General features: G+C 75.4%; 21 protein-coding genes and 1 pseudogene. 13 read left to right on the top strand and 9 right to left on the bottom strand.

The annotated features are described in order from the left end of the window. The first annotated feature begins 4 nt into the window (after positions 1 to 4). Entirely contained in the window at positions 5 to 595 is a 591-nt protein-coding gene (locus BJP59_RS03620) for a hypothetical protein (protein WP_194522210.1), read from the top strand. Between the two features lie 64 nt (positions 596 to 659). Here the strand turns inward: BJP59_RS03620 and BJP59_RS03610 are convergent. The 3 genes and pseudogenes from BJP59_RS03610 to sucC all read right to left on the bottom strand — a co-directional run bounded on the left by BJP59_RS03610 (position 660) and on the right by sucC (position 4,173). Then, positions 660 to 1,909 (bottom strand): annotated as a pseudogene (locus BJP59_RS03610) (cell division protein PerM). A 166-nt stretch (positions 1,910 to 2,075) separates the two neighbouring features. Further along, positions 2,076 to 2,966, bottom strand: coding sequence for a succinate--CoA ligase subunit alpha (sucD, locus tag BJP59_RS03605; protein ID WP_021482340.1), 891 nt, complete (start codon positions 2,964 to 2,966; stop codon positions 2,076 to 2,078). A gap of 37 nt (positions 2,967 to 3,003) precedes the next feature. After that, positions 3,004 to 4,173 (bottom strand): ADP-forming succinate--CoA ligase subunit beta, encoded by a 1,170-nt coding sequence (gene sucC, locus BJP59_RS03600; protein ID WP_021482339.1) that lies wholly within the window; start codon positions 4,171 to 4,173, stop codon positions 3,004 to 3,006. A gap of 209 nt (positions 4,174 to 4,382) precedes the next feature. Here sucC and BJP59_RS03595 point away from each other — a divergent pair, with 209 nt between their 5' ends. From BJP59_RS03595 to BJP59_RS03585, 3 genes are all read left to right on the top strand, one after another. Continuing rightward, on the top strand, positions 4,383 to 4,604 hold the full coding sequence (locus BJP59_RS03595) for an RNA polymerase subunit sigma-70 (protein ID WP_194522207.1): 222 nt from the start codon (positions 4,383 to 4,385) through the stop codon (positions 4,602 to 4,604). Position 4,605: 1 nt separating this feature from the next. Next, the gene (locus BJP59_RS03590) at positions 4,606 to 5,181 is read left to right on the top strand and encodes a Clp protease N-terminal domain-containing protein (protein WP_194522206.1); all 576 of its coding nucleotides are present in this window, start codon (positions 4,606 to 4,608) and stop codon (positions 5,179 to 5,181) included. A 172-nt stretch (positions 5,182 to 5,353) separates the two neighbouring features. Continuing rightward, positions 5,354 to 6,055 (top strand): DUF6518 family protein, encoded by a 702-nt coding sequence (locus BJP59_RS03585; protein WP_228485254.1) that lies wholly within the window; start codon positions 5,354 to 5,356, stop codon positions 6,053 to 6,055. A 79-nt stretch (positions 6,056 to 6,134) separates the two neighbouring features. Here the strand turns inward: BJP59_RS03585 and pcrA are convergent, their stop codons facing one another. Continuing rightward, positions 6,135 to 8,888, bottom strand: a complete 2,754-nt coding sequence (pcrA, locus tag BJP59_RS03580; protein ID WP_194522205.1) for a DNA helicase PcrA — start codon at positions 8,886 to 8,888, stop codon at positions 6,135 to 6,137. A gap of 170 nt (positions 8,889 to 9,058) precedes the next feature. Between pcrA and BJP59_RS03575 the strand changes: the two genes are divergently transcribed. Next, a complete protein-coding gene (locus BJP59_RS03575) occupies positions 9,059 to 9,439 on the top strand; it encodes a VOC family protein (protein WP_194522204.1) in 381 nt (126 codons plus the stop codon). Between the two features lie 16 nt (positions 9,440 to 9,455). Here the strand turns inward: BJP59_RS03575 and BJP59_RS03570 are convergent, their stop codons facing one another. Together BJP59_RS03570 and BJP59_RS03565 are read right to left on the bottom strand one after the other, a co-directional pair. Next, positions 9,456 to 9,938 (bottom strand): DUF456 domain-containing protein, encoded by a 483-nt coding sequence (locus tag BJP59_RS03570; protein ID WP_086148918.1) that lies wholly within the window; start codon positions 9,936 to 9,938, stop codon positions 9,456 to 9,458. Between the two features lie 126 nt (positions 9,939 to 10,064). After that, positions 10,065 to 10,430, bottom strand: a complete 366-nt coding sequence (locus BJP59_RS03565) for a hypothetical protein (RefSeq protein ID WP_021482514.1) — start codon at positions 10,428 to 10,430, stop codon at positions 10,065 to 10,067. Positions 10,431 to 10,839: 409 nt separating this feature from the next. On the opposite strand from BJP59_RS03565, the gene BJP59_RS03560 reads away from it, so the two are divergent. From BJP59_RS03560 to cobA, 5 genes are read left to right on the top strand one after another with little or no spacing between them, the layout of a single operon-like run. After that, positions 10,840 to 12,585, top strand: coding sequence for a nitrite/sulfite reductase (locus BJP59_RS03560; RefSeq protein WP_194522203.1), 1,746 nt, complete (start codon positions 10,840 to 10,842; stop codon positions 12,583 to 12,585). Then, a complete protein-coding gene (locus BJP59_RS03555; protein ID WP_144680585.1) occupies positions 12,582 to 13,469 on the top strand; it encodes a phosphoadenylyl-sulfate reductase in 888 nt (295 codons plus the stop codon). Before BJP59_RS03560 ends, BJP59_RS03555 begins: the two co-directional genes overlap by 4 nt. Before the next feature lie 8 nt (positions 13,470 to 13,477). Beyond that, complete coding sequence (gene cysD, locus BJP59_RS03550) at positions 13,478 to 14,473, top strand: sulfate adenylyltransferase subunit CysD (RefSeq protein WP_086148921.1); 996 nt, start codon at positions 13,478 to 13,480, stop codon at positions 14,471 to 14,473. After that, positions 14,473 to 15,861, top strand: coding sequence for a sulfate adenylyltransferase subunit 1 (locus BJP59_RS03545; RefSeq protein ID WP_194522202.1), 1,389 nt, complete (start codon positions 14,473 to 14,475; stop codon positions 15,859 to 15,861). The genes cysD and BJP59_RS03545 overlap by 1 nt, the downstream gene beginning before the upstream one ends. A gap of 20 nt (positions 15,862 to 15,881) precedes the next feature. Continuing rightward, entirely contained in the window at positions 15,882 to 17,264 is a 1,383-nt protein-coding gene (cobA, locus tag BJP59_RS03540) for a uroporphyrinogen-III C-methyltransferase (RefSeq protein WP_194522201.1), read from the top strand. 16 nt (positions 17,265 to 17,280) lie between these two features. Here cobA and BJP59_RS03535 read toward each other — a convergent pair whose 3' ends face one another. Both BJP59_RS03535 and BJP59_RS03530 read right to left on the bottom strand, forming a co-directional pair. Next, the gene (locus tag BJP59_RS03535) at positions 17,281 to 17,979 is read right to left on the bottom strand and encodes a LuxR C-terminal-related transcriptional regulator (RefSeq protein WP_021483838.1); all 699 of its coding nucleotides are present in this window, start codon (positions 17,977 to 17,979) and stop codon (positions 17,281 to 17,283) included. Continuing rightward, positions 17,976 to 19,337, bottom strand: a complete 1,362-nt coding sequence (locus tag BJP59_RS03530) for an ATP-binding protein (RefSeq protein WP_061266871.1) — start codon at positions 19,335 to 19,337, stop codon at positions 17,976 to 17,978. Before BJP59_RS03530 ends, BJP59_RS03535 begins: the two co-directional genes overlap by 4 nt. Positions 19,338 to 19,700: 363 nt before the next feature. Between BJP59_RS03530 and BJP59_RS03525 the strand changes: the two genes are divergently transcribed. Together BJP59_RS03525 and BJP59_RS03520 are read left to right on the top strand one after the other, a co-directional pair. Beyond that, positions 19,701 to 21,245, top strand: a complete 1,545-nt coding sequence (locus tag BJP59_RS03525) for a PspC domain-containing protein (protein ID WP_194522200.1) — start codon at positions 19,701 to 19,703, stop codon at positions 21,243 to 21,245. After that, a complete protein-coding gene (locus tag BJP59_RS03520; protein ID WP_194522199.1) occupies positions 21,245 to 21,856 on the top strand; it encodes a hypothetical protein in 612 nt (203 codons plus the stop codon). Before BJP59_RS03525 ends, BJP59_RS03520 begins: the two co-directional genes overlap by 1 nt. A gap of 147 nt (positions 21,857 to 22,003) precedes the next feature. Here BJP59_RS03520 and BJP59_RS20275 read toward each other — a convergent pair whose 3' ends face one another. Further along, a complete protein-coding gene (locus BJP59_RS20275; RefSeq protein WP_336244599.1) occupies positions 22,004 to 22,807 on the bottom strand; it encodes a hypothetical protein in 804 nt (267 codons plus the stop codon). Positions 22,808 to 23,014: 207 nt separating this feature from the next. On the opposite strand from BJP59_RS20275, the gene BJP59_RS03510 reads away from it, so the two are divergent. Further along, complete coding sequence (locus BJP59_RS03510; RefSeq protein ID WP_194522198.1) at positions 23,015 to 24,175, top strand: glycosyltransferase family 4 protein; 1,161 nt, start codon at positions 23,015 to 23,017, stop codon at positions 24,173 to 24,175. Positions 24,176 to 24,178 lie beyond the last annotated feature (3 nt).

Raw genomic sequence — 24,178 nt, 5'->3', positions numbered from 1 at the left:
GCGCGTGACCGCGCCGACGACGCCGCCCGAGGCTCCCCCGCCGCTGCCGCCCGTGCCGCGGGAAGGGCTGCGTCGCGCGGGGTCGCGCTGGTGGTGGCTCGCCGTCCCCGTCGCGGTCGCCCTGGTGGCGGGCGTCGTCGCGGTGGTCGTGCCGTTCGCGGCGCACGACGCGCCCGAGCTCGTCGAGGACGACAGGGTCCTGACCGTGGCGGCGGATCCCTGCGCGCGCGTCCAGGAGGCCGGCGCGACGCTCGCCGCAGCGACGTCTCCCGAGGGACGCGCCGCCGCCGCGCTCGACGTCGCCCAGGGTGCCCGTGCGCTCGCCGCCGCCGTCGGCGCGCTGCCCGCGGACGTCCTCGACGCCGACCGGCCGGCACGGTCCTGGGCCGAGGACTGGTCCGCCCTCGCGGACGGGCTCGAGGCCTGGGCGGCGAGCACCGCGGCCGGCGAGGACGCCCCGTTCGAGCTCCCGCTCACCGAGGACGGCTGGTCGGCGGTGACGAGGATGGACCTCGCCGCGTCTCCCGGGTGCGCGGTCCCGGCGTCCGTCGTCGGGCTCGACGCGACCCCGCCGCGCACCCCGCCCGCGGGCTGACCGCGCGGACGACGACACCCGGCAGGACCCGGCCCCGGCCGACCCGCCGTGTCGCCTCCGCGGCTCAGCCGGCGTCGCCGTGGCGCCGGCCCAGGACCTCGAGCCGGGACCACAGGACGGCGAGCGCGGCGCCGCCGCCGATCTCGGCCGCGGCGAGCGCACCGACGAGGAGCGCGTCCGCGCCCACGACCTCGAGCCGGCCGGGGCCCACCGCTCCCCCGGCGAGCCAGCTCACGAGCCCGACGAGCAGGCCGGACGCGAGCGCGACGCCGGCGAGCGCGAGGACGACGGCGGACCAGGGGACGACGTCGTCGGGGTGGGTGCCCGTCACGTCGCGCAGGCGCCGCCAGACGAACACGCCCGCGACGACGCCGAGCGCGACGACGCCGGCCGGCACCCAGGGCGTGAGGGCGTTGGTCCAGTCGTCGCCGGGCAGCGCCCCGAGGAGCGGGATCGCGGGCAGCGCGCCCGGCTCCGACCCGCCGGGCGCGAACGTGCTCCCCTCGCCCACGGCGAACCCGGGGCCGACGAGCCACGCCCCGGCCCACGCCACGAGGTTGGGCAGCACGGCGAGCTGGCCGAGCGCGAGGACGATCCCCCGACCGTGCCGGGCACGAGCCCGGCGACGATGTCGCCCGACGTCGCGCGGCCCGCGACGAGCCACGCGCCGACGACCACGGCGGACGCCCCGGCGAGCAGGCTCGTGCCGAGCAGACCGCCCCGCAGCCCGAGGCGCACCGTCGGTGGCACGACCCGGTCGAGACGCCCGGCGAGGTCGGCGACGAACGGCGCGTCCGGGCGCGCGAGGATCCCGCCGCCGAGCCCAAGCCCTCCGACGACGGCTCCCCCGACGACGGCGACCCCGAGCCCCCAGGGCGGCGTCGAGCCGGCGAGCAGCGCGACGCCGAGCGTCGCGAGCGCGTACGTGACGGTGCCGGCCACCCAGGCGGAGACCGCGGTGTGCGCCGAGCGGCGTGCCGACGCGAAGCAGCAGAAGAGCGCGAGGGCAGTGAGACCGAGCGGGACGAGCGTGACCGTCGTGCCGCTCGCGACGAGCGGGACGCCGTGGCCGAGGAGCCAGAAGCCCGCCGCGACGGTGACCGACTGCCCCCAGCCCGTCCCCTCGGACGCCCCGGTCGAGGACGCCAGGAAGGCGACGACGCCAGGGAGCACGACGACGGCGAGCGACAGGGTGAGCGCCTGGAGCGCGGCGAGCACGCCGGACGGTGCACGACGCACCCCGACGGGTGCGGGTGCCGGGCTGCCTTCCACGGTGCGCGTGCGCGCACCGCGAGTCGTGCTGGTGGTGCTCATGGTGCCCATCGTCGTCGATCGAGAGGTCGGTTCGGGGCATTCGCCCCGGCGCGCCAGACTACCGGCGCCCCCGGCTCCGGGGACGACGACGCCCCGCGACCGGCGGACCGGTCGCGGGGCGTCGTACGGCGTGGCAGCGGGCCGTGCGGCCCGACGGAGCCAGGGGTCAGGCGAGGACCTCGCGCAGGAGCGCGGCGGTCTCGGACGGCGTCTTGCCGACCTTGACGCCGACGGCCTCCAGGGCCTCCTTCTTCGCCTGGGCGGTGCCCGCGGAGCCCGAGACGATGGCGCCGGCGTGGCCCATCGTCTTCCCCTCGGGAGCCGTGAAGCCCGCGACGTAGCCGACGACCGGCTTCGTGACGTGCTCCTTGATGTACGCCGCGGCGCGCTCCTCGGCGTCGCCGCCGATCTCGCCGATCATGACGATCGCCTTGGTCTCGGGGTCGTTCTCGAACGCCTCGAGCGCGTCGATGTGCGTGGTGCCGACGATCGGGTCGCCGCCGATGCCGATGGCGGTCGAGAAGCCGAGGTCCTTGAGCTCGTACATCATCTGGTAGGTCAGCGTGCCCGACTTCGACACGAGACCGACCGGGCCCTTGCCCGTGATGGTGTGCGGGGTGATGCCGGCGAGCGACTCGCCCGGCGTGATGATGCCGGGGCAGTTCGGGCCGATCATGCGCGTGCCCTTGCCCTGCAGGTACGCCCAGACCTCGGCCGTGTCCTGGACGGGCACGCCCTCGGTGATGACGACGATGAGCGGCATCTCGGCGTCGATCGCCTCGATCGCGGCGTCCTTGGTGAACGCCGGCGGGACGAACAGGACGGACACGTTCGCGCCCGTCTCGGCCATCGCCTCGGCGACGGTGCCGAACACCGGCAGCGTGACGTCGTTGCCCTCGTGGTCCTTGTGCGTGACGGTCGTGCCGGCCTTGCGGGCGTTGACGCCGCCGACGATCTGCGCGCCCGAGTCGAGCATGAGGGCGGTGTGCTTGGCACCCATCCCGCCGGTGATGCCCTGGACGATGATCTTGGAGTCGGAGTTCAGGTAGATCGACATGGTGTTCTCTGTCTCAGCTTTCCGCGTCTACGGGCGATCAGGCGTTGGCCAGCTCGGCCGCCTTGGCGGCACCGCCGTCCATGGTCTCGGCGAGGGTCACGAGCGGGTGGTTCGCCTCGCGCAGGATCGCGCGGCCGAGCTCCACGTTGTTGCCGTCGAGGCGCACGACGAGCGGCTTGGTCGCCTCGTCGCCGAGGATCTCGAGCGCGCCGACGATGCCCTTCGCGACCTCGTCGCACGCGGTGATGCCACCGAAGACGTTGACGAAGACCGACTTGACCTGCGGGTCGTTGAGGATGACGTCGAGACCGTTCGCCATGACCTGCGCGTTCGCGCCGCCGCCGATGTCGAGGAAGTTGGCCGGCTTGACACCACCGTGCTCCTCGCCCGCGTACGCGACGACGTCGAGCGTGCTCATGACGAGCCCGGCGCCGTTGCCGATGATGCCGACCTCGCCGTCGAGCTTGACGTAGTTGAGGCCGTTCTCCTTGGCCTTGGCCTCGAGCGGGTCGGTCGACTCCTTGTCCTCCAGCGCCTCGTGGTCCGGGTGACGGACCTCCGACGCGTTGTCGTCCAGCGTGACCTTGCCGTCGAGCGCGATGATCGAGCCGTCCTCGGTACGGACGAGCGGGTTCACCTCGACGAGCGTCGCGTCCTCGGCCGTGAACACGGTCCACAGCGAGCGGATGACGTCGGCGACCGGCGCCTTGAGCTCCTCGGCGAAGCCCGCGGCGTCGACGATCTCGCGCGCCTTCGCCTCGTCGATGCCCACGATCGGGTCGACGGCGACCTTGGCGAGCGCCTCGGGGCGCTCGACGGCGAGCTGCTCGATCTCCATGCCGCCCTCGACGGAGCACATGGCGAGGTAGTTGCGGTTCGAGCGGTCCAGCAGCACCGAGAAGTAGAACTCCTCGGCGATCTTGGCACCCTGCGCCACCATCACGCGGTGGACGGTGTGGCCCTTGATGTCCATGCCGAGGATCTCGGACGCCTTCTCGGCGGCCTCCTCGGGCGAGTGGGCGAGCTTGACGCCGCCGGCCTTGCCGCGGCCGCCGGTCTTCACCTGGGCCTTGACGACCACGGTGCCCCCGCCGAGCTTCTCGGCTCCCGCGCGGGCCTCCTCGGGCGTCGTCGCGACGACCCCGCCCAGCACGGGCACGCCGTGCTTCTCGAAGATGTCACGCGCCTGGTATTCGAACAGGTCCACCCTGCTGCGTCCTTCCGTCTGATGCGCCGTGTGCGGCATGACCGATGTCTCGACATCAAGACATCCCCGTACAGGGTAGCCCCCGCTCCGGGGCGCGCCTATCCGGGGCCGCTGCGGCGGCTCGCGGACCGGTGTTCCCTTCGTCACCCCGCACGACGGGCGTCAACCACTGTTGACATCATGCCGAGCGTCAACCTAGATTGACACGCATGGAACCCGTCGACATGGACGCCGCGAGCAGCACCGACCCGGACGTCGGGCTGCGGGCCGTGCGGTCGCTGCGCGTGCTGGCCGAGCGCCTCGAGGCGCTCCAGGTCGAGCACGCCCGGTCGCTCGGCTGGTCCTGGCAGGAGATCGCCGACCGGCTCTGCGTCACGCGTCAGGCCGTGCACAAGAAGTACGGCGCGTCCCGCACCACGAGGAGGTCGTGACATGTTCGAACGCTTCGCCGCCGACGCCCGGGAGACCGTGGTCGGCGCACAGGAGGTCGCGCGGGAGCGCGGCGACGACACCATCGACGGGGTGCACCTGCTCCTGTCGCTCGCCCGGCAGGAGGGCGGCGCCGGGGCGGCCGCGCTCGGTGCGGTCGGCGTGAGTCCGGCCGACCTCGAGCGCGAGGTTAACGCGGCCGGCGGGCTCGACCCGCTCGACGGCCCCGCGCTCGCGGCGCTCGGGATCGACCTGGACCAGGTCCGGGCCCGCACGGACGCCGCGTTCGGCCCCGGCGCGCTCGACCGGGCAGGGGACGAGGCACGGGGCCGCGGGCGCCGTCGAAGCCGCTCGCACATCCCGTTCACTCCCGAGGCGAAGAAGGTGCTCGAGCTCTCGCTCCGCGAGGCGGTGCACGACGCGTCGCGCGTGATCGACTCGGGCCACGTCCTCGCGGCCGTCGCGCGCAGCACGGGCTCGACGGCGCACCGGGCGCTCACCGGCGCGCTCACGGCCGCCGGGTCCGACGACACCGGCCTGCGCGCCGCGCTCGCGACCCGGCACCGCGCCGCGTCCTGACCGGCACGCCGCGCCGCACGTCGCGGTCGGGCCAGGGGCGGGCGGACGTCCGACGGCAGTTTCACGGCAGGCTCCTCGGGCGCGGTCGTCCTGCCACGGGAGGACCGGGCGGGCGCTCGTGCCCGACGACGGGCTGACGCCCCGCGGCGCCCGGCGCACCTACCGTCGGGGTGTGCCCGACCAGACTGCGCTCCCCCACCGCTCCGACGCCCCCGCCCTCCGCACGCGCTCCGCGCCGGGCCGCCACGCCGGAGCCCCGGCGCCCGGTGGACAGCCGTGGGCGCGGGGCGCCGTCGTGCTCGCCGCGAGCTTCCTGCTCGGCGGCCTCACGTCCTTCGCCCAGGGCTTCCTGCCCGACGCCGCAGCCCCCTTCGCGAACTCGGCGAGCGGCTGGACCCTGCTCACCGCGCTCCTCGTCGCCTGGGCCGCGCGCGACGCGCGGACCCGGACCTGGCACGCCGCCGTGCTGGGCGCGGCGAGCTTCGTGCTGCTCACCCTCGGGTACACGGTCGCCGCCGACCTGCGCGGGTTCTTCTACGACCCGGCGCTGTTCGGGGTGGTCGGCCTCGTCGTCGGCCCGTTCGTCGGGGTCGCGGCGGCGTGGCTGTGGCGGGCAGGGGTGCGCGCGGCTCTCGGCACGGCGGTGCTCGCGGGCATCGGCCTCGGCGAGTCGGTGTACGGGCTCACCACGGTCGTCGAGACGACGGGTGCCACGTACTGGGTGGTGATCGGGCTCACGTCGCTCGTCCTGCTCGCCGCGATGCTGACCCGGCGCCTGCGCGGCCCCGTCCCGGTGGTCGTCGCCGCGGGAGGCACCGCCGTCGTCGCGACGGCGTTCGTCCTCGCCTACCGCGCGCTCGGCACGATCGGCTGACGTCCCACGCGCACAGGGCGCTCGACCGGCCGGTCGAGCGCCCTGCGTGTCGGCGCGCGGTGCGTCAGAGCGTGGAGCGTCAGAGCTTCGTGACGGGCGAGTACCGCAGCAGCAGCCGCTTGGTCCCGTCCGCGCCGAAGTCGATCTTCGCGACGGCGTTCGGCCCCGCGCCCTCGAGCGAGACGACCGTCCCGAGCCCGTACGCGTCGTGCGTGACCTTGTCGCCGACGGCGAGGTTCGGCACGTCCCCGTCGGCCCGCGGCGTCGCCGACCCGAACTTCGCCCCGCCGGAAGGCGAGCCGAACGCGGCGCGGGCAGGGGCCGACGACGACGGGTCGTGGCGGGTCTGGCGGGAGCGGCCCGAGGAACGAGGGCCGCGGATGGTAGACCCGTCGTCGTCGGCGCCTGTCCGCGCTCCCGACCCGAATCCGGAACGCGAACCGGACCACGAGCCCGACCCGCGACCCCAGACGGACCCGCCCGCGCGCAGCGTCGCCATCGACGACTCGCGCCGCCGCCAGTCCCACAGTTCCTCGGGGATCTCCTCGAGGAACCGGCTCGGCGGGAACTCGTTCGCCATGCCCCACGCGGAGCGCACCGCGGACCGCGACACGTAGAGCCGCTCGCGCGCGCGGGTGATGCCCACGTAGGCGAGGCGGCGCTCCTCGGCGAGCTCGGCGTCGTCGTGCAGGGACCGCATGTGCGGGAACGTGCCGTCCTCCATGCCGGTGAGGAAGACGACGGGGAACTCGAGACCCTTCGCGGTGTGCAGGGTCATGAGCGTGACGACGCCCGGGTCCTCCTTCTCCTCGCCCTCGTCCTCCTCGTCGGCGCCGTCGTCCGCGGGGATCTGGTCCGCGTCGGCGACGAGCGAGACGCGCTCGAGGAAGTCGGACAGCGTGCCCTCGGGGTCGAGCTCGCTGAACTCCGTCGCGACGGCGTGCAGCTCGGCGAGGTTCTCGACGCGCGTCGCGTCCTGCGGGTCGTCGCTCGCGCGCAGCTCGGCGAGGTAGCCCGTGCGGTCGAGGACGGCGCCGAGGATCTCGGACGGGCTCGCGCCGGAGTCGGCGAGCTCCCGCAGCCCTGTCATCAGCTCCGCGAAGGCGCGCAGCGGGTTGAGCGTGCGGTTCGTCAGGCCGGGGATCTCGTCGATGCGGGCGAGCGCCGCGCCGAACGAGATGCGCTCGCGGTCCGCGAGCGCCGCGACGGCGCCCTCGGCGCGGTCGCCGAGACCGCGCTTGGGCACGTTGAGGACGCGGCGCAGGTTGACGTCGTCGTCGAGGTTGTCGATCGCGCGCAGGTACGCCACGGCGTCCTTGACCTCGCGCCGCTCGTAGAAGCGTGTGCCCCCGACGACCTTGTACGGCAGGCCGACGCGGATGAGCACCTCCTCCAGCGCTCGGGACTGCGCGTTCGTGCGGTAGAAGACCGCGACGTCGCCGGGGCGCACGCCCTCGGTGTCGCCGAGGCGGTCGATCTCCTCCGCGACGAACCGCGCCTCCTCGTGCTCGTTGTCCGCGACGTAGCCGATGACCTTCGCGCCCGCGCCCGAGTCCGTCCACAGGCGCTTGGGCTTGCGGTCGGGGTTGCGCGAGATGACGGCGTTGGCGGCCGAAAGGATGTTCTGGGTCGAGCGGTAGTTCTGCTCGAGCAGGATGGTCCGGGCGTCCGGGTAGTCGGCCTCGAACTCGAGGATGTTGCGGATCGTCGCGCCGCGGAACGCGTAGATCGACTGGTCGGCGTCGCCGACGACCGTGAGCTCGGCCGGGTCGAGCGCCGGGACCTGCGCCTCGCCCGTGCCGCTCGTCGCCGCGTCGGTCGCCGCGGAGTCCTCGCCCACGCCCGCGAGCTCGCGCACGAGCACGTACTGCGCGTGGTTGGTGTCCTGGTACTCGTCGACGAGCACGTGGCGGAACCGGCGGCGGTAGTGCTCGGCGACCGCGGGGAACGCCTGGAGCAGGTTCACCGTGGTCATGATGATGTCGTCGAAGTCGAGCGCGCTGGCCGCGACGAGACGGGCCTGGTAACGCGTGTAGACGTCGGCGAGCACCTGGTCGAACTCGGGCACGTTCGCGCCGTGCTGGCCGCCCCGCGCCGCGAGGCCGTCGTCCGTCGCGTGGGCGCCGGAGTCGCGCGCGTAGGTCTCGGGGTCGATGAGCTCGTTCTTGAGGTCCGAGATCTTGTTGGCGAGCGACCGGGCCGGGTACTTCTTCGGGTCCAGGTCGAGCTCGCGCGTGACGAGGGTGATGAGCCGCTGGGAGTCCGCGGCGTCGTAGATCGAGAAGCTCGACCGCAGGCCGAGCGTCTTCGCCTCCCGCCGCAGGATGCGCACGCACGCCGAGTGGAACGTGGAGACCCACATGTTCCGCGCCGACGGCCCGACGAGCGCCTCGACGCGCTCGCGCATCTCGGCCGCGGCCTTGTTGGTGAACGTGATCGCGAGGATCTGGCCCGCGCGCGCCCGGCCCGTGGCGAGCAGGTGCGCGATGCGGTGCGTCAGCACGCGCGTCTTGCCCGACCCGGCGCCCGCGACGATGAGCAGCGGCCCGCCGGCGTGCACGACGGCCTCGCGCTGCTGCGGGTTGAGCCCGTCGAGCAGCGCGTCGGGGTCGAGGTGCGCGTACCGGCCGCGGCGCTCACCCGACGGCGCACCGCCGGTCGTCCCCGGCGCGCCGTCCGCGGCGGGCGACCCCGCGCCGTCGGGCACGGCCGGGTCGTCGGTCCAGCGCGGGGCGGTCCGCGGGAGGCGGGACTCGCCGCCGTGGTCGACGCGCGGGCCGTCGAACAGCGTGTCGAGGCCGGGCAGCGGGAGGTTCTCGAAGAGCGAAGCCATAGCCCCTCCAGCCTAGGCGCCCGCGCCCACACCCGGCACCGCCCTGCCGCCGAGTCCACCGACGAGCGCCGCCGACGGGTGGTGCCGATGAGTCCCGCCGCCCGGTGCGGTCTCCCCGATCGTCCGCAGCACGTGCGCACAGCACGGGCCCGCACCACGAAGGAGTCACCATGGCGACGACGCACCTCACAGGCGTGCACACGGTCGCGGTCCCGGTCGCCGACCAGGACCGCGCACTCGCGTTCTACACCGGGACGCTCGGCCTCGAGCTCCGGATGGACGGTGAGCTCCAAGAGGGCTTCCGCTGGATCGAGGTCGCACCCCCGGGCGCCGCGACGTCCGTCGCGCTCGTCCCGGCCGACGACGACCGCGGCGCGGGCGTCGACACCGGCATCCGCCTCACGACGACGGACGCCGCGGGCGACCACGCGACGCTCACCGCGGCGGGCGCGGACACGGGCGAGCTCCTGCGCTGGGAGGGGGTCCCACCGATGTTCGCGCTGCGCGACGCCGACGGCAACACTCTCTACGTGATGGAGCTCCCCGGCTGACCGGGGACACCCCGGGTCAGGTAATCGCTAGCCCGACGCCCCACGTCGCGGCGGCGAGCAGCCCGCCGAGGAGCTGGACGAGGATCGTGATGCCGGTCGCCTGCATCGCGGCGACCGTCGCGCGCCAGGCGGCGTGCCGGTCGCGTCGGCGCACGAGCTCGGCGAGGAACACGGCGAGCACGAACCCGATGAAGAGCCCGACCACCGGGATGACGAAGAACCCGACGACGCCCGCGATCCCGCCCCACACGAGCGTCGACCACGGGACGTCCGCCCGGCGCATGTGCCGGCCTGCGAGCACGTACTGGGAGACCTCGGCGGCGACGACGAGCACGGCCGCGACCGCGAAGACGACCCAGGCGGCCGTGCCGCCCGTGACGATCGCCCACACGAGGATCGCCCCGAGCACGAGCACGTTCCCGGGCAGGATCTGCACGACGATCCCGATCAGCCCGACCAGGATCGCCAGCCCGACGAGGACCTCTCCACCGACGCTCACGGGGGAAACCCTCGCACGTCCGGCGCGCTACGCACGCCCCGCGGACCCGACCGGGCGGTCACCGCTCCGGGGACGACGACGGCCCGCCGACGCGGGACGTCGACGGGCCGGGTGCCGGTGGTGCGGTCAGTTCCAGAACACGGCGACGAGGATGTTGACGAGGGTCAGGCCGCCGATGGCGTGCTTGAGGCCCGGCGCCACGGCGCCGTCGGAGGACTTGGCCCCCTGGCGCTTGGCGACGAACGCGAGGACGGCGATCACGAGGGCGACGACCAGCTTGACGCCGATCTTGGCCATGTCCGGGCCACCGTCGCCCCAGACCGAGGCCTCGCCGATCCCGACCATGGCGATCCCCGCGACGAGCGCGGTGAGCGCCCCGTGGAAGACGCCCTTGTACAGGCCCGGCGAGCGCAGGGACGCGAGGTAGCCACCGAGCACGATGGCCCACCCGATGAAGTGCAGCGCGACGAAGACGTTGTAGAGGAACTCCATGGGCCCATGGTATTTGCTGACGACCCTGTCGTGAAACTTTGCACAAGGTGAGATGCGCCCGATGACCAGACCGCTCGACAAAGCAGACTGAATCGGTCTACTATTTTCGGTTTCCCACCATGCGGACCAGGGCTGTCCACGCGTCCGGACCGCGGCTACTGTTCTCGGCATGACCACGGCTGCCCGCACCCTCCTCGTGACCTCCGGTCACGGGACGCCGGCGTGCGCGCACACGTGTCTGAGCTGTTGTCGCTGAACCGCGCCCGACTCAGCGCGAGCGATCGCTCGCCTCTCTTCCCGAGAACCCCTGAGAACCGGCGCGCGCCGTCGGTCCTCAGCCACTCGCAGCACCCTCGCTGAGCGCTCGCCGTCGCGCGTCCCCGCCCCGACGAGGACACGAGGAACCCCGATGACGCAGGCACCGACTGCGCCCGAGGCCACGGACGGCAGCACTCCTCCCGCCCGTCCGCCGCGGACCGCCGAGCGCCCCGCGCGCGCCGCTCGACCGAACGGGCAGTGGAAGGTCGACGGCACCGAGCCGCTCAACGCGAACGAGAAGTGGAAGCAGGAGGACGGCGGTCTGTCCGTCCGCGAGCGCATCGAGACGATCTACGCGCGCGACGGCTTCGACTCCATCCCCGGCGACGACCTGCACGGACGCTTCCGCTGGTGGGGCCTGTACACGCAGCGCAAGCCCGGGATCGACGGCGGCCGGACCGCCACGCTCGAGCCGCACGAGCTCGAGGACCGGTACTTCATGCTCCGGGTCCGCATCGACGGCGGGGCGCTCACGACCGAGCAGCTCCGCGTCGTCGCGGGCATCTCGACGGAGTTCGCCCGCGACAGCGCGGACATCACCGACCGCCAGAACATCCAGCTCCACTGGGTCGAGGTCGAGGACGTCCCCGAGATCTGGCGCCGTCTGGAGTCCGTCGGGCTGCAGACGACCGAGGCGTGCGGCGACGTCCCGCGCGTCGTGCTCGGCAGCCCCGTCGCGGGCATCGCCGCCGACGAGCTCATCGACATCGGCCCGGCCGTCGCGGGGATCACCGAGAAGTACATCGGCGTCCCCGAGCTCGCGAACCTGCCCCGCAAGTTCAAGACGGCGCTCACCGGCCACCCGAGCCAGGACGTCGTCCACGAGATCAACGACGTCGCGTTCGTCGCGCACCGCCACCCCGAGCTGGGCGTCGGGTTCGACCTGTGGGTCGGCGGCGGGCTGTCCGCGAACCCGCGTCTCGGGGAGCGCCTGGGGGCGTTCGTCCCCGAGGAGCAGGTGCCCGACGTGTGGCACGGCGTCGTGCAGATCTTCCGCGACTACGGCTACCGCCGGCTGCGCAACAAGGCCCGGCTGAAGTTCCTGCTCGCCGACTGGGGGCCGGAGAAGTTCCGGGAGGTGCTCGAGACCGAGTACCTCGGGTACGCGCTGCCCGACGGCCCCCCGGCGCCCAAGCCGTCCGTCCCCGGCGACCACGTGGGCGTGCACAAGCAGAAGGACGGGCTCAACTACGTCGGGGCCGCACCGTACGTCGGGCGCGTGTCCGGCACGATCCTCGCGAACGTCGCCGACCTCGCGGAGTCGGTCGGGTCGCACCGCGTGCGCCTCACCCCGCACCAGAAGCTCCTCGTCCTCGACGTGCCGGACGAGCACGTCGAGCACGTCGTGTCGACGCTCAAGGAGAACGGCCTCGACGCCCGGCCGAGCCCGTTCCGGCGCAGCACGATCGCGTGCACCGGCATCGAGTACTGCAAGCTCGCGATCGTCGACACGAAGGACACCGCGACCGCGACGATCGACGAGCTCGAGCAGCGGCTCGGGGACCTGTCCCAGATGAAGCCGCTCTCCCTGCACGTCAACGGCTGCCCCAACTCGTGCGCGCGCATCCAGACGGCGGACATCGGCCTCAAGGGCCAGCTCGTCATGGACGACGACGGCCAGCAGGTCCCCGGCTTCCAGGTCCACCTGGGCGGCGGGCTGGCCTCCGACGACCGCGAGGTCGCGGGCATGGGCCGGACCGTCCGCGGGCTCAAGGTGACCGCGGACGACCTCACGGACTACGTCGAGCGCGTCGTCCGGCGCTACGAGAGCGACAAGGACGGGTCCGAGACGTTCGCCGAGTGGGCGCACCGCGCGGACGAGGAGGCGCTCCGATGACCGCGGACCTGACCGGAGTGCCCGGTGCTCCTGCGGGCACCGACCCGCTCGCCGCGCTGCGCGCCGCGGCGCGGGCCCGGACGGAGCAGCGCGAGGAGGCGAAGGCCGCGCACCACGCGGAGCGTGCGCGGCAGGCCGCGCAGGGCCGGGAGAAGCGCTCGACCGACGAGCTGCGCGAGATCGCGCGGCGCGGCGCCGAGCTGCTGCACGGCGTGGGCACGCCCGGCGTCGAGGGCGCCACGCGCCCGGAGGCGACCGCCGACGAGGTCGTCGCCTGGGCCGCACGCGAGTTCGGGACGTCCGTCGCGGTCGCGTGCTCCATGGCCGACGCGGTGCTCCCCCACGTCGTCGCGGCGCAGATCCCCTGGGTCGACGTGCTGTTCCTCGACACGGGCTACCACTTCGCTGAGACCGTCGGGACGCGGGACGCCGTCGAGCAGCAGCTGGACGTGACGATCGTCGACGTCAGGCCCGAGCTCACGGTCGCCCAGCAGGACGCGGCGCACGGCAAGGACCTGTTCGGCCGCGACCCGGCGCTGTGCTGCCAGCTGCGCAAGGTCGAGCCGCTGCACCGCACGCTCGCGGGCTACGAGGTGTGGGTCACGGGTGTGCGCCGCGACGAGGCGCCGACCCGGACCGGCACGCCGCTCGTCACGTTCGACGAGAAGAACGGGCTCGTGAAGATCAACCCGCTCGCGGCGTGGTCGTTCGACGACCTGCTCGCGTACGCGGCGCGGCACCAGGTGGTGCTCAACCCCCTGCTCCACGACGGCTACCCGTCGATCGGCTGCCAGCCGTGCACCCGGCGCGTCGCGCCGGGCGAGGACCCGAGGGCCGGCCGCTGGGCGGGGCTCGACAAGACAGAGTGCGGACTCCACGTATGAGGACGGGCATGACGACCATCGACCTGACGACCGACGCGCCGGGCTCCCCCGGCGCCTCCGCCGCCGCGGGCACGACCCCGGCCGCGGCGCTCCCCGGCGGGCGCCGCCTCGCCCAGCTCGACGCGCTCGAGAGCGAGGGCATCCACATCGTGCGGGAGGTCGTCGCCGAGTTCGAGCGACCGGTCCTGCTGTTCAGCGGCGGCAAGGACTCCGTGGTGATGCTGCACCTCGCGGTCAAGGCGTTCGCGCCCGGCCCGGTGCCGTTCCCCGTGCTGCACGTCGACACGGGCCACAACTTCCCCGAGGTCCTGGCCTACCGCGACGCCACGGCGGAGCGCCTCGGCCTGCGCCTCGAGGTGGCGCGCGTGCAGGACTACATCGACGACGGCCGGCTGCGCGAGCGCGCCGACGGCACGCGCAACCCGCTCCAGACGCAGCCGCTGCTCGACGCCATCTCGGGGCACCGGTTCGACGCCGTGTTCGGCGGGGGTCGTCGCGACGAGGAGAAGGCGCGCGCCAAGGAGCGCGTGTTCTCCCTGCGCGACGAGTTCGGCCAGTGGGACCCGCGCAACCAGCGCCCGGAGCTGTGGAACCTCTACAACGGGCGGCACCGCCCGGGCGAGCACGTGCGCGTGTTCCCGCTGTCGAACTGGACCGAGCTCGACGTGTGGCGCTACATCGCGCGCGAGCGCATCGAGCTCCCCGAGCTCTACTACGCGCACGAGCGCGAGGTGTTCGACCGCGACGGGATGCTGCTCGCCGTCGGGCCGTACTCCGCGCCCCGCACGGACGCCGAGACCGCGTCGCTGCGGACGGAGACCGTGCGCTACCGGACGGTCGGCGACATGTCGTGCACCGGCGCCGTGCGCTCGGACGCAGCGGGCGTCGACGACGTCATCGCCGAGGTCGCCGCGACGCGCATCACCGAGCGCGGCGCGACCCGCGCCGACGACCGCCTCTCCGAGGCCGCCATGGAGGACCGCAAGAAGGAGGGGTACTTCTGATGGGCACCCAGACCACCACCGGCACCGTCACCGCCGACGCGGCGCCCCCGCTCGACGACGCGCGCCGCGGCACGCTGCTGCGCCTCGCGACGGCGGGCTCCGTCGACGACGGCAAGTCCACGCTCGTGGGCCGCCTGCTGTTCGACTCGAAGTCCGTGCTCGCCGACCAGCTCGACGCGGTCGAGCGCGTCTCGCGCGACCGCGGGCTGGAGACCGCCGACCTCGCGCTGCTCACCGACGGCCTGCGCGCCGAGCGCGAGCAGGGCATCACGATCGACGTCGCGTACCGGTACTTCGCCACCGCGCGCCGGTCGTTCATCCTCGCCGACTGCCCCGGGCACGTGCAGTACACGCGCAACACCGTGACGGGGGCGTCGACGGCGGACGTCGTCGTGCTGCTCATCGACGCGCGCAAGGGCCTGCTGGAGCAGACGCGCCGCCACCTCGCCGTCGCGAGCCTCCTGCGCGTGCCGCACGTCGTCGTCGCGGTGAACAAGATCGACCTCGTCGACTACAGCGAGGCGCGCTACGCCGAGCTCGCCGCGGACATCCGGGCGGCGGCGACGTCGCTCGGCGTGGGCGACGTGCACACGATCCCCGTCTCGGCGCTCGTCGGCGACAACGTCGTGGACCGGGCGAGCGCGCGCACGCCCTGGTACGACGGCCCGAGCCTGCTCGAGCTGCTCGAGGAGCTCCCGACGGGCGACGACCCGGAGGCCGAGGCGTTCCGCTTCCCCGTCCAGGTCGTCATCCGCCCGCAGGCCGCGGCCGACGAGCGCTACCGCGACTACCGCGGGTACGCCGGGCAGGTCGCGTCGGGCGTCGTGACGGTCGGCGACGAGGTCGTGGTGCTGCCCTCCGGGCGCCGCACGACGGTCGTCGGGATCGACACCGCCGACTCCCTCGCGAGCGGCACGGAGCTCACCGAGGCGTTCGCCCCGCAGTCGGTGACGATCCGCCTCGCCGACGACGTGGACGTCGCGCGCGGCGACCTCCTCGCGTCCGCGGCCGAGGCCCCCGACGTCACGCAGGACGTCGAGGGCACGGTCGCGTGGCTGGGCGACCGTCCGCTCCTGCCCGGCGCGCGCGTGCTGCTCAAGCACACGACCCGCACCGTGCAGGCCGCGGTGCGCGACGTCGTCGGGCGCCTCGACCTGGACACGGCCGAGCTCGAGCCCGCCGAGCGCCTGGAGCTCAACGACATCGGCCGCGTGACGCTGCGGCTCGCGTCGCCCGTCGCGGCCGAGGAGTACGTCGTGGCGCGCCGCACGGGCGCGTTCCTGCTCGTCGACGCCCAGGACGGCGGCACGCTCGCCGCCGGCATGGTCGGCGACGCGCTCGCCGCCGCCCGCCGCCCGGCGGAACGCCCCGGCTCCTACGCGATCTAGACGACACCTAGGCTGGCACCGTGACCGCACCCATCCACGAGACGTACCCCCTCGGCCTGCGTCTCGACGGCCGCCGCGTCGTCGTCGTCGGCGGCGGCCCCGTCGCCGCACGCCGCACGCGGGGCCTCCTCGACGCGGGCGCGGTCGTGACCGTCGTCACGCCGTACGTGTGCGAGGACCTCGCCGAGCTGCTCGCGGCCCACGGCCCGGGGACCGCCGGTCACGCGGCGCACGCCCCGGCGCGGGACACCCGGCTCTCCTGGGTGCGGCGCGACTACCTCACGGGCGACCTCGACGGCGCGTGGCTCGTCCACACCGCGACGGGCGACGCCCGCGTCGACGCCGAGGTCGCGGCCGACGCCGAGGCGGACCGCGTCTTCTGCGTCACCGCGGGCGACGCCGAGCGCGCGACCGCGTGGGTCCCGGCCGTCGCGCGCACGCTCGCGCCGGGCGCCTCCGGAGCCGGGGAGGCCGAGGTCACGGTGGCCGTCAACGCCGGCCGGGACCCGCGCCGCGCCCAGCGCGTGCGCGACGCCGTCGCGGTGCTCCTCGAGACGGGCGAGCTGCCGCTGCGGGCGGTGCGGCCGACCCGCACCGTCGCCGCGGCGTCGGGCGACGCCGGGCACGAGGCGACGGGGGCGGGGTCCGTCACCGCGCCGCTCGTGCGGCCCGTGGGCTCCGTCGCCCTCGTCGGCGGGGGGCCGGGCGACGCGGGCCTGATCTCCGTGCGCGGGCGACGCGTGCTCGCGGAGGCCGACGTCGTCGTGGTCGACCGGCTCGCGCCGCGCGCGCTGCTCGCCGAGCTCGGAGACGACGTCGTGGTGGTGGACGTCGGCAAGACGTCGGGCAACCACCCCGTGCCGCAGGACGAGATCAACCGGATCCTCGTGCACCACGCGCTCGTGGGGAAGCGGGTCGTCCGGCTCAAGGGCGGCGACCCGTACGTGTTCGGGCGGGGTGGCGAGGAGCTCGACGCGTGCCGCGCCCACGGCGTCCCGGTGGAGGTCGTGCCCGGCGTGACGAGCGCCGTCTCCGTGCCCGCCGCGGCGGGCATCCCGGTGACGCACCGCGGCCTGTCGCGCGGGTTCACCGTGCTCACGGGGCACGAGGACGTCGGGAAGGTCCCCGCGGCGAGCGACCACACGGTCGTCCTGCTCATGGGTGTCTCACGCCTCGCGGAGACGGCCGCGGCGCTCGTCGCGCAGGGCCGCTCGCCCGAGACGCCGGTCGCGGTCGTCGAGGACGGCTACGGCCCCCGCCAGCGGACGACGGTCGGGACGCTCGCGACCATCGCCGAGCGGGCCCGCGAGGCCGGAGTGCGGCCCCCGGCCGTGACCGTCGTCGGCGACGTGGTGACCCTCTCCCCCGCCTGGCCGCCCCGCACGCCGCCCGCCCCGCGCTGAGTGCGGTGGCCGGGGCTCAGAGGAGGCGGCGCTGGGCCGCCCAGCGGGTGAGCTCGTGACGGGACGACAGCTGGAGCTTGCGCAGGACCGCGGAGACGTGGGTCTCGACGGTCTTGATCGAGATGAACAGCTCCGACGCGACCTCGCGGTACGTGTACCCGCGCGCGATGAGGCGCATGACCTCCTGCTCGCGCGCGGAGAGCCGGTCGAGCTCGTCGTCGTGCACGGCGACGTCGCCCGCGCCCGTGCCGAACGCGTCGAGCACGAAGCCCGCGAGCCGCGGCGAGAACACCGCGTCGCCGCCCGCGACCTGCCCGACGGCGGCCGACAGGTCCGGCCCCGAGATCGCCTTCGTCACGTACCCGCGCGCGCCGGCGCGGATGACCGCGACGACGTCCTCCGCGGCGTCGGACACGGACAGCGCGAGGAACCGCACGTCGCCCAGCACGTCGGCGCAGCGCTGGATGACCTCCGCGCCCCCGCCGCCGTTCCCGCCGGGCAGGTGCACGTCGAGCAGCACGACCGGGGGCCGCAGCTCGTGCACGCGCGCGACCGCCGACCCCACGTCGTCCGCCTCGCCCACGACCGTGACGAGCGCCGGGTCGAGGCTCGCGCGCACGCCGGCCCGGAACATGTGGTGGTCGTCGACGAGCACCACGGGCACCGGCCCGGTGGCGGGTGCGCCGTCGGGCGTCGCGCTGGGGATGGTCGTCACGGGGTCTCCTCGCTCGGTGCGGTCCGCGCCGGGCCGGGGTCCGTCGGCACGTCCGTCGACACGGCCCGCGGCACGCGCAACCGTACCTCGGTGCCCCACCCCGGCCGGCTGATGATCTCGGCCTTGCCCCCGCGGCGCTGCACGCGCCCGAGGATCGACTCGCGCACCCCGAACCGGTCGGGGGCGACGTCGTCCATGTCGAAGCCCTCGCCCCGGTCGCGGACGAACACCTCGACCGCGGCGTCGCTCACCTCGAGGTAGACGGAGTACGGCGGCCCGCCGTGCGCGACGGCGTTGACGAGCGCCTCGCGCGTCGCCTGGAGGAGCGCCGCCGTCTCCTGCGTCGGGGTGCAGTCCCCCACCACGACGACGTCCACGACGACCGGCCCCGGCTCGGGCGCACCGGGCGCCGCGCCGATCGGCTCGGCGCGGCGGCCCACGCGCCCGTCCTCGACCTCCGCCACGAGCGCGCGCAGCTCGGCGGCGAGCGACGTCCCGGGCGAGGGGCGGTCGTCGTAGAGCCACTCGCGCAGCTCGCGCTCCTGGGCGCGCGCGAGGCGCGCGACGGTGTCGGCGTCGGAGGACCGGGCGCGGATGAGGGCGAGCGTCTGGAGCACGGAGTCGTGCAGGTGCGCGGCGATGTCGGCCCGCTCGGCCTCGCGCGCCCGGGCGGCGCGCTCGTCGCCGAGCTCGCGCACGAGCCGCAGCCACCACGGAGCGAGCACGATCGCGACGCCGGCGAGCACCGCGACCGCGGCCACCGCGGCGCGCACGACCTGGGTGGGCCGCGCGTCCTGCCCCACGAGCAGCACGATGCCGACGAGCACGAGCACGACGCCGCCCGCGATGCGCACGACCCCGGCGGGCGTGCGCCCGCCCGCCCGCGTGAGCAGCCGGCCCCGCTCGACGGCGTCGAGCTGGCTCCATGCGAGCGCCGCGCCCGCGAGCGCGATGAGCACGGGGATGACCCACGAGACCTCGACGTCGACGCCCGTGCGCAGCGCCACGAGCAGCGCGGCGCCGCCCAGGAGGACGACGCCGATCGCGACGTCGCGCACGGGCAGGCGCCGCACGCTCCCCTGGAGGCGCGGCGCGAGCCGGGACAGCGAGGCGGGGCGCTGCTCGTCGCGCGCGGCCAGCGGGTCGCCCGACGGGACGGTGAGCCACCAGAACACGTACAGCGCGACGCCCGCGCCGCCCGCGAGCGCGAGGAGCGCCATGACGAGGCGCACGACCCCGACGCCGACGCCGAGGTGCGCCGCGAGGCCCGCGCACACGCCACCCACCCACCGGCCGCGCTCGGGGCGGCGCAGCGGCAGGTCGCGCGGTCGGGCGCCGGGCCGGGCTGCTGTCGTCACCCCCCGATCGTCACACGGCGCGGACGCCCCGAGCGCCCCCGGGCGGGGAAACCAGGGTCGGGCCCCGGGCGGTTCAGGGTCGGGTCAGGGTGGCACCCGATACCGGCGGCGCGCCCCGCGCACCAGCATGGTGGTCATGAGCACTCCCGACCTCCCCGGACCCGGCGCCCAGCCCGGGAGCTCCGGCGGCGACACCGAGACGCCCGGCGCGCAGCCGGGCACCGTCCCCCCGGGGCCGAGCGGCCCCGACCACGGCGGCGGACCGGGCTGGACCGGCCCCGCCGGCCCGCCCCGGGTGCACCGGGCGCGGCGCCGGGCGAGGCGCCCCGGCGTCCGAGCGGCGCCGACGGCTTCTTCGACGCGGTGCGCCGCGTCGGCATCTACCGCTCGGACGACCGCTGGATCGGCGGCGTCGCGTCCGGCGTGGCGGAGCGGTTCGGGATCGACCCGCTGGTCGTGCGCGGGCTGCTGTTCGTGACGTTCTTCCTCTCCGGCGCCGGGCTCGTCCTGTACGGCGCGGCGTGGGCGCTCCTGCCCGAGCGTCGCGACGGCCGCATCCACCTCCAGGAGGCGTTCCGCGGCAACGTCGACGTCGCGCTGCTCGGCGCTGCGGCGTTCGTCGTGGTCGGGTTCTCGTGGGGCGGCGGCTGGTGGTCGTGGTGGGACGCGCTCCACCTCGGCTGGCTGACCGGCCTGTTCTGGGTCGCGGCCTTCGTCACCGTGGCGGTCGTCGCGGTCTCGGCGCTCACGCAGCGCGGCCCCCGCGGTGGCCAGGGCACGCCTCCGCAGGCTCCGCCGTGGCCGGGCGGTCCGGGCCACGGCCCGGGGGGTCCGGGTCACGGCCCGGGTGCCGGTCCGGCGCAGGGCCCTTACGCCCCGGGCCACGGCCCGACGGCGACCCCCGGCGCCCCCGCGGGCGGCGCGCCCTCGGACGCCCCGTGGGGCAGCGCCGGCCCGGCGTACCCGAGCGGCCCCGCGTACCCGGGCGGCCCGGCGTACCCGGGCGGCCCGACGACGTCCGGCACCCCCGGCGGGTCGCCCGTGGGCGGTGCGCCGACGGGGACGCAGGACGACGCGGTCTGGTCGGCGGAGGCGAGCCCGTACGCCGCCTCCGCGCCCGGCGTGACCGCGCCCCTCCCCCCGCACGCGCCGTACGCTCCCTCCCCGCAGGGCGGCGCGCCGCAGCCGCCGCTCCCGCCGCAGCCGTCGCGCGCCCCGCGCCCGCCGAAGCCCCCGCGCCCGCGCGGCCCGGGTGCGACGACGACCGGCGTCGTCGTCGGGCTGAGCCTCCTCCTGGGGGCGCTGCTCCTCGTGCTCGACCGCCAGGGCGCGCTGCCCTGGCCGGTGTTCCTGACCTGGGCGGGCCTCAGCGGGATCCTCGCGGGCCTCGCGATCGTGGTCAGCGGGCTGCGGGGCCGGACGAGCGGCGGCCTCGGCTGGCTCGCGGTGGTCCTGCTCGTCGTCGCGCTCCCCGCCTCGGCGTGGCGCACGACCCCGTTCACCGTGTTCGTCGACGACTCCGTGCGGACCGTCACCGACGGCACGCACCGCATCACCGACCCCGAGGTCGCCGAGCAGGGGTTCGGCGTGTCGTTCGGCGACCCGCGCATCGACCTGTCCGACCTGGACCTGTCCGACGCGACCGCCGGCTCGCCCGTCGAGGTCCCCGTCCGGCTCGGCGCGGGCGACGCGACGGTCGTCGTGCCCGACGGCGTCCCCGTCCGCGCCGAGGTCCAGGTGCTCGCGGGCAACGCGCGCTGGCACGTGGACGGCGACCGTCAGGAGATCGGCGGGGTCAGCACGCAGCCGGTGACGTTCGACAACGACGAGGTTCAGGCGGGCGACGACCCGCTGCTCGTGCTGCAGGTCGAGGTCGGCGCCGGCCAGGTCACGATCGAGGAGGACTGATGAACGACGAGAACCGCCGCGACGACGACACGCGGCCGCTCGGGGACGAGCTGTTCGACCCCGCACCCACGCAGGGCCCCGAGCCGGCTCAGCAGCAGGAACGCCGGGAGGCGTCCGGGACGGACGCGACGGTCCCGCTCCCCGCCGTGACGCCCGCGGCCGACGCCCCCGCGACGACCCCGCTCCCGGCCGCGGCACCGCTGACCGACGTCGGCGCCACGACGCCGCTGCCCGCCATGCCGCCGGCCGACCCGCTGTCGGTCGACGGGCCGCCCGCCGACGCGCCGCCCGTCGGTGCCCGGTCGGCCGGTGCCCCGTCGACTGGTGCGCCGCTCTACGGCGCGGCCCCGACGGCGTCGGGCGCCGACCCGTCGTCCACGGGCGGGGCGCCCGGCGCGGGCGCGGACCCCGGCCCGCTCCCGCGGCGCGGCCCGCGCGTCGCCACGATCGTGTGGGGCTTCGTCATCGTCGCCTTCGCCGTCGTGGTGCTCGCGGCCGCGCTCGGTGCCCGGGTCGACCTGGGGCTCGCGACGATCGTCGTGCTCGCCGCGGCGGGCGTCACGCTCGTCGTCGGGTCGATCGTCTCCGGGGCACGACGCCGCCGGGGCTGAGCCGCACCGGGACCTCCGGGTACGCCGAGGGCCGTGGCACGTCGTGCCACGGCCCTCGGTGTGCCCGAGCGACGCCGCCCCGCACGCTCTCCCCGGTGCGACCCGGTGGGAGCGGGTCCTCGGCGTCCGGACGGGCTGCCGGGACGGTCAGGGGGTCGGCTCGTCGCCCCGCCGCGTCGGGCCGTCGGCCCGGTGCTCGGGCGTGGTCGGCCCGGTCGTCGTCGGGGTGTCGGGCGAGGCGGCGGGCGAGGAGCCCGGAGCGCTCGGCGTGCCCGTCCCGGCGGCACCGGTCGGCTCGACGGGCGTCGCCGTCGTGCCGGGAGCGGCCGCGCGGGCCTCGGCGCCGGGGGTCGAGAGCGCGGAGGGGCGACCCGGGGACGTCGGCTCGGGACGCACCGGAGGCGCCGTCGGCGACGGCTCGACGTGCCCCGGCGCGGCGTGCGCGGGTGCGGCGTGCCGACCGGCGTCCGACAGGTCGCCCGACGACGAGTAGCCGCCCGGGGTCTCGACGGCGACGCTCGGCCCGCCCGCGAGCCGGCGCAGCGCGATGCCGACGAGGATGAACAGGATGCCCAGCCCGATGACGAGCGCGCACACCCCGAACGCGACGACGGAGGTGAACAGCGACGCGCGCAGGAACGAGGCCGTCATGACGGTCTGGCGCGTGGGGTCGTCCTGGTCGAGCTCGGCGTAGGTCTTGCCGTCGCTCGCCTCGAGCGCGTGCTTGTTGATGACCTCGGCCTGCGCGTACGCGGTGAGCGGCCCGTTGACGTGGCGCCCCGCGAGGAACGACGCGTCGTCGGAGACGGTGATCTCCTCGGCGGACAGCTGGTTCGACACGACGATCCATGTGCCGATTCCCGCGAGGAGAAGGATGATGCCCGCGATGATCGACACGAGGCCGATGCCCCGTGCCCCCTTCGTCGGTGTGACGGTGACGGTGCTCGACATGGCGCGTTCTCCCCTTCGTCAGGACCCACCTGCAGCCGCCCGCGCGAGACGGCCCGCGGGTGCGGGCCGGTCACGGGACGGTCGAACCACCCATACGGGGCCCACGGTAGCGACGGGAGACGCCCACCGCGCGGCGAACGCGCACCTCAGGGCGGGCGCGGCGGCGACCGCGCGGTCCGCCGGGGCCGGGATGGGAGGATGCGGTCCGTGCGCATCACCCACCTGACCGACTGCTACCTGCCGCTGCTCGGCGGCATCGAGACCCAGGTCGCGCGGCTCGCGCAGCAGCAGGCGGCCGCCGGTCACGACGTCGCGGTCGTCTGCACGACGCCCGCGCGCCCCGGCGCGCACGGCGTGTCGACCGAGCGGGACGGTGACGTCACGGTGCACCGGCTCGCCGCGCGCGTCCCGGGCGGCTACCCCGTGCACCCGCGCGCGCCGCACCACGTGGCGCAGGTCCTGCGCGCCGACCGGCCCGACGTCGTGCACCTGCACATGGGCGTGCTGACGCCCTCCACCCAGGCGTCGCTGCGGACGGTCGTGCGCGCGGGGCTGCCCGCGGTGCTCACCGTGCACAGCGTCTGGGGCGGCGCGGAGCGCGCGTTCGCCGGGCTCGACCGCGTGGTCCGCTGGTCCCGCTGGCCCGTGCTGTGGTCGGCCGTGAGCGAGCTGACCGCCGCTCCCCTGCGCCGCATCGTCGGCGACCACGGTGAGGTCGTGGTGCTGCACAACGGCCTCGACCTCGACGCGTGGCGCGTCCCGCGCACCGAGCGCGCCGACCGCATGGAGGGCTCGGCCGTCCACGTCGTGGCCGCGACGCGGTTCGCGCCCCGCAAGCGCGTGCTGCCGTTCCTCGAGGTCGTGCGCGACGCCGTCGCGCGCCTCCCCGAGGGGGCGCTGCACGTGACGCTCGCCGGGGACGGCCCCGAGCTGGCCGACGCGCGGCGCTTCGTCACCGAGCACGGGCTGGGGTCGGTCGTGTCGCTCCCCGGCCGCCTCGACGCGACGGGCCTCCAGCGGCTCTACGCGCGCGCCGACGTGTTCGCCGCGCCCGCCGTCGAGGAGGCGTTCGGCATCGCCGCGCTCGAGGGCCAGGCCGCCGGGCTGGCGGTGCTCACGCGCTCGCAGTCGGGCGTCGCGGAGCGCCTCATCGACGGCGTCGACGCGCTCGTGGCGGACGACGACGCCGGCCTCGCCGACGCGCTCGTGCGCCTCGCGACCGAGGACGGCCTGCTCGACCGGATCGTCGCCCACAACCGGGACGTGCCGTCGTCGGCGGGCTGGCCGCGCGTGCTCGCCGACGTGGAGCGGGCATACGAACGGGCCGCGACGATCGCCGTGGATCGTCGGGCCCGCCCGTCCCGCTAGGGG

Source organism: Cellulosimicrobium sp. JZ28 (genome assembly GCF_015327065.1).
In the GTDB taxonomy this organism is placed as follows: domain Bacteria; phylum Actinomycetota; class Actinomycetes; order Actinomycetales; family Cellulomonadaceae; genus Cellulosimicrobium; species Cellulosimicrobium funkei.
This window is presented reverse-complemented; position numbering and strand designations above follow the sequence as displayed.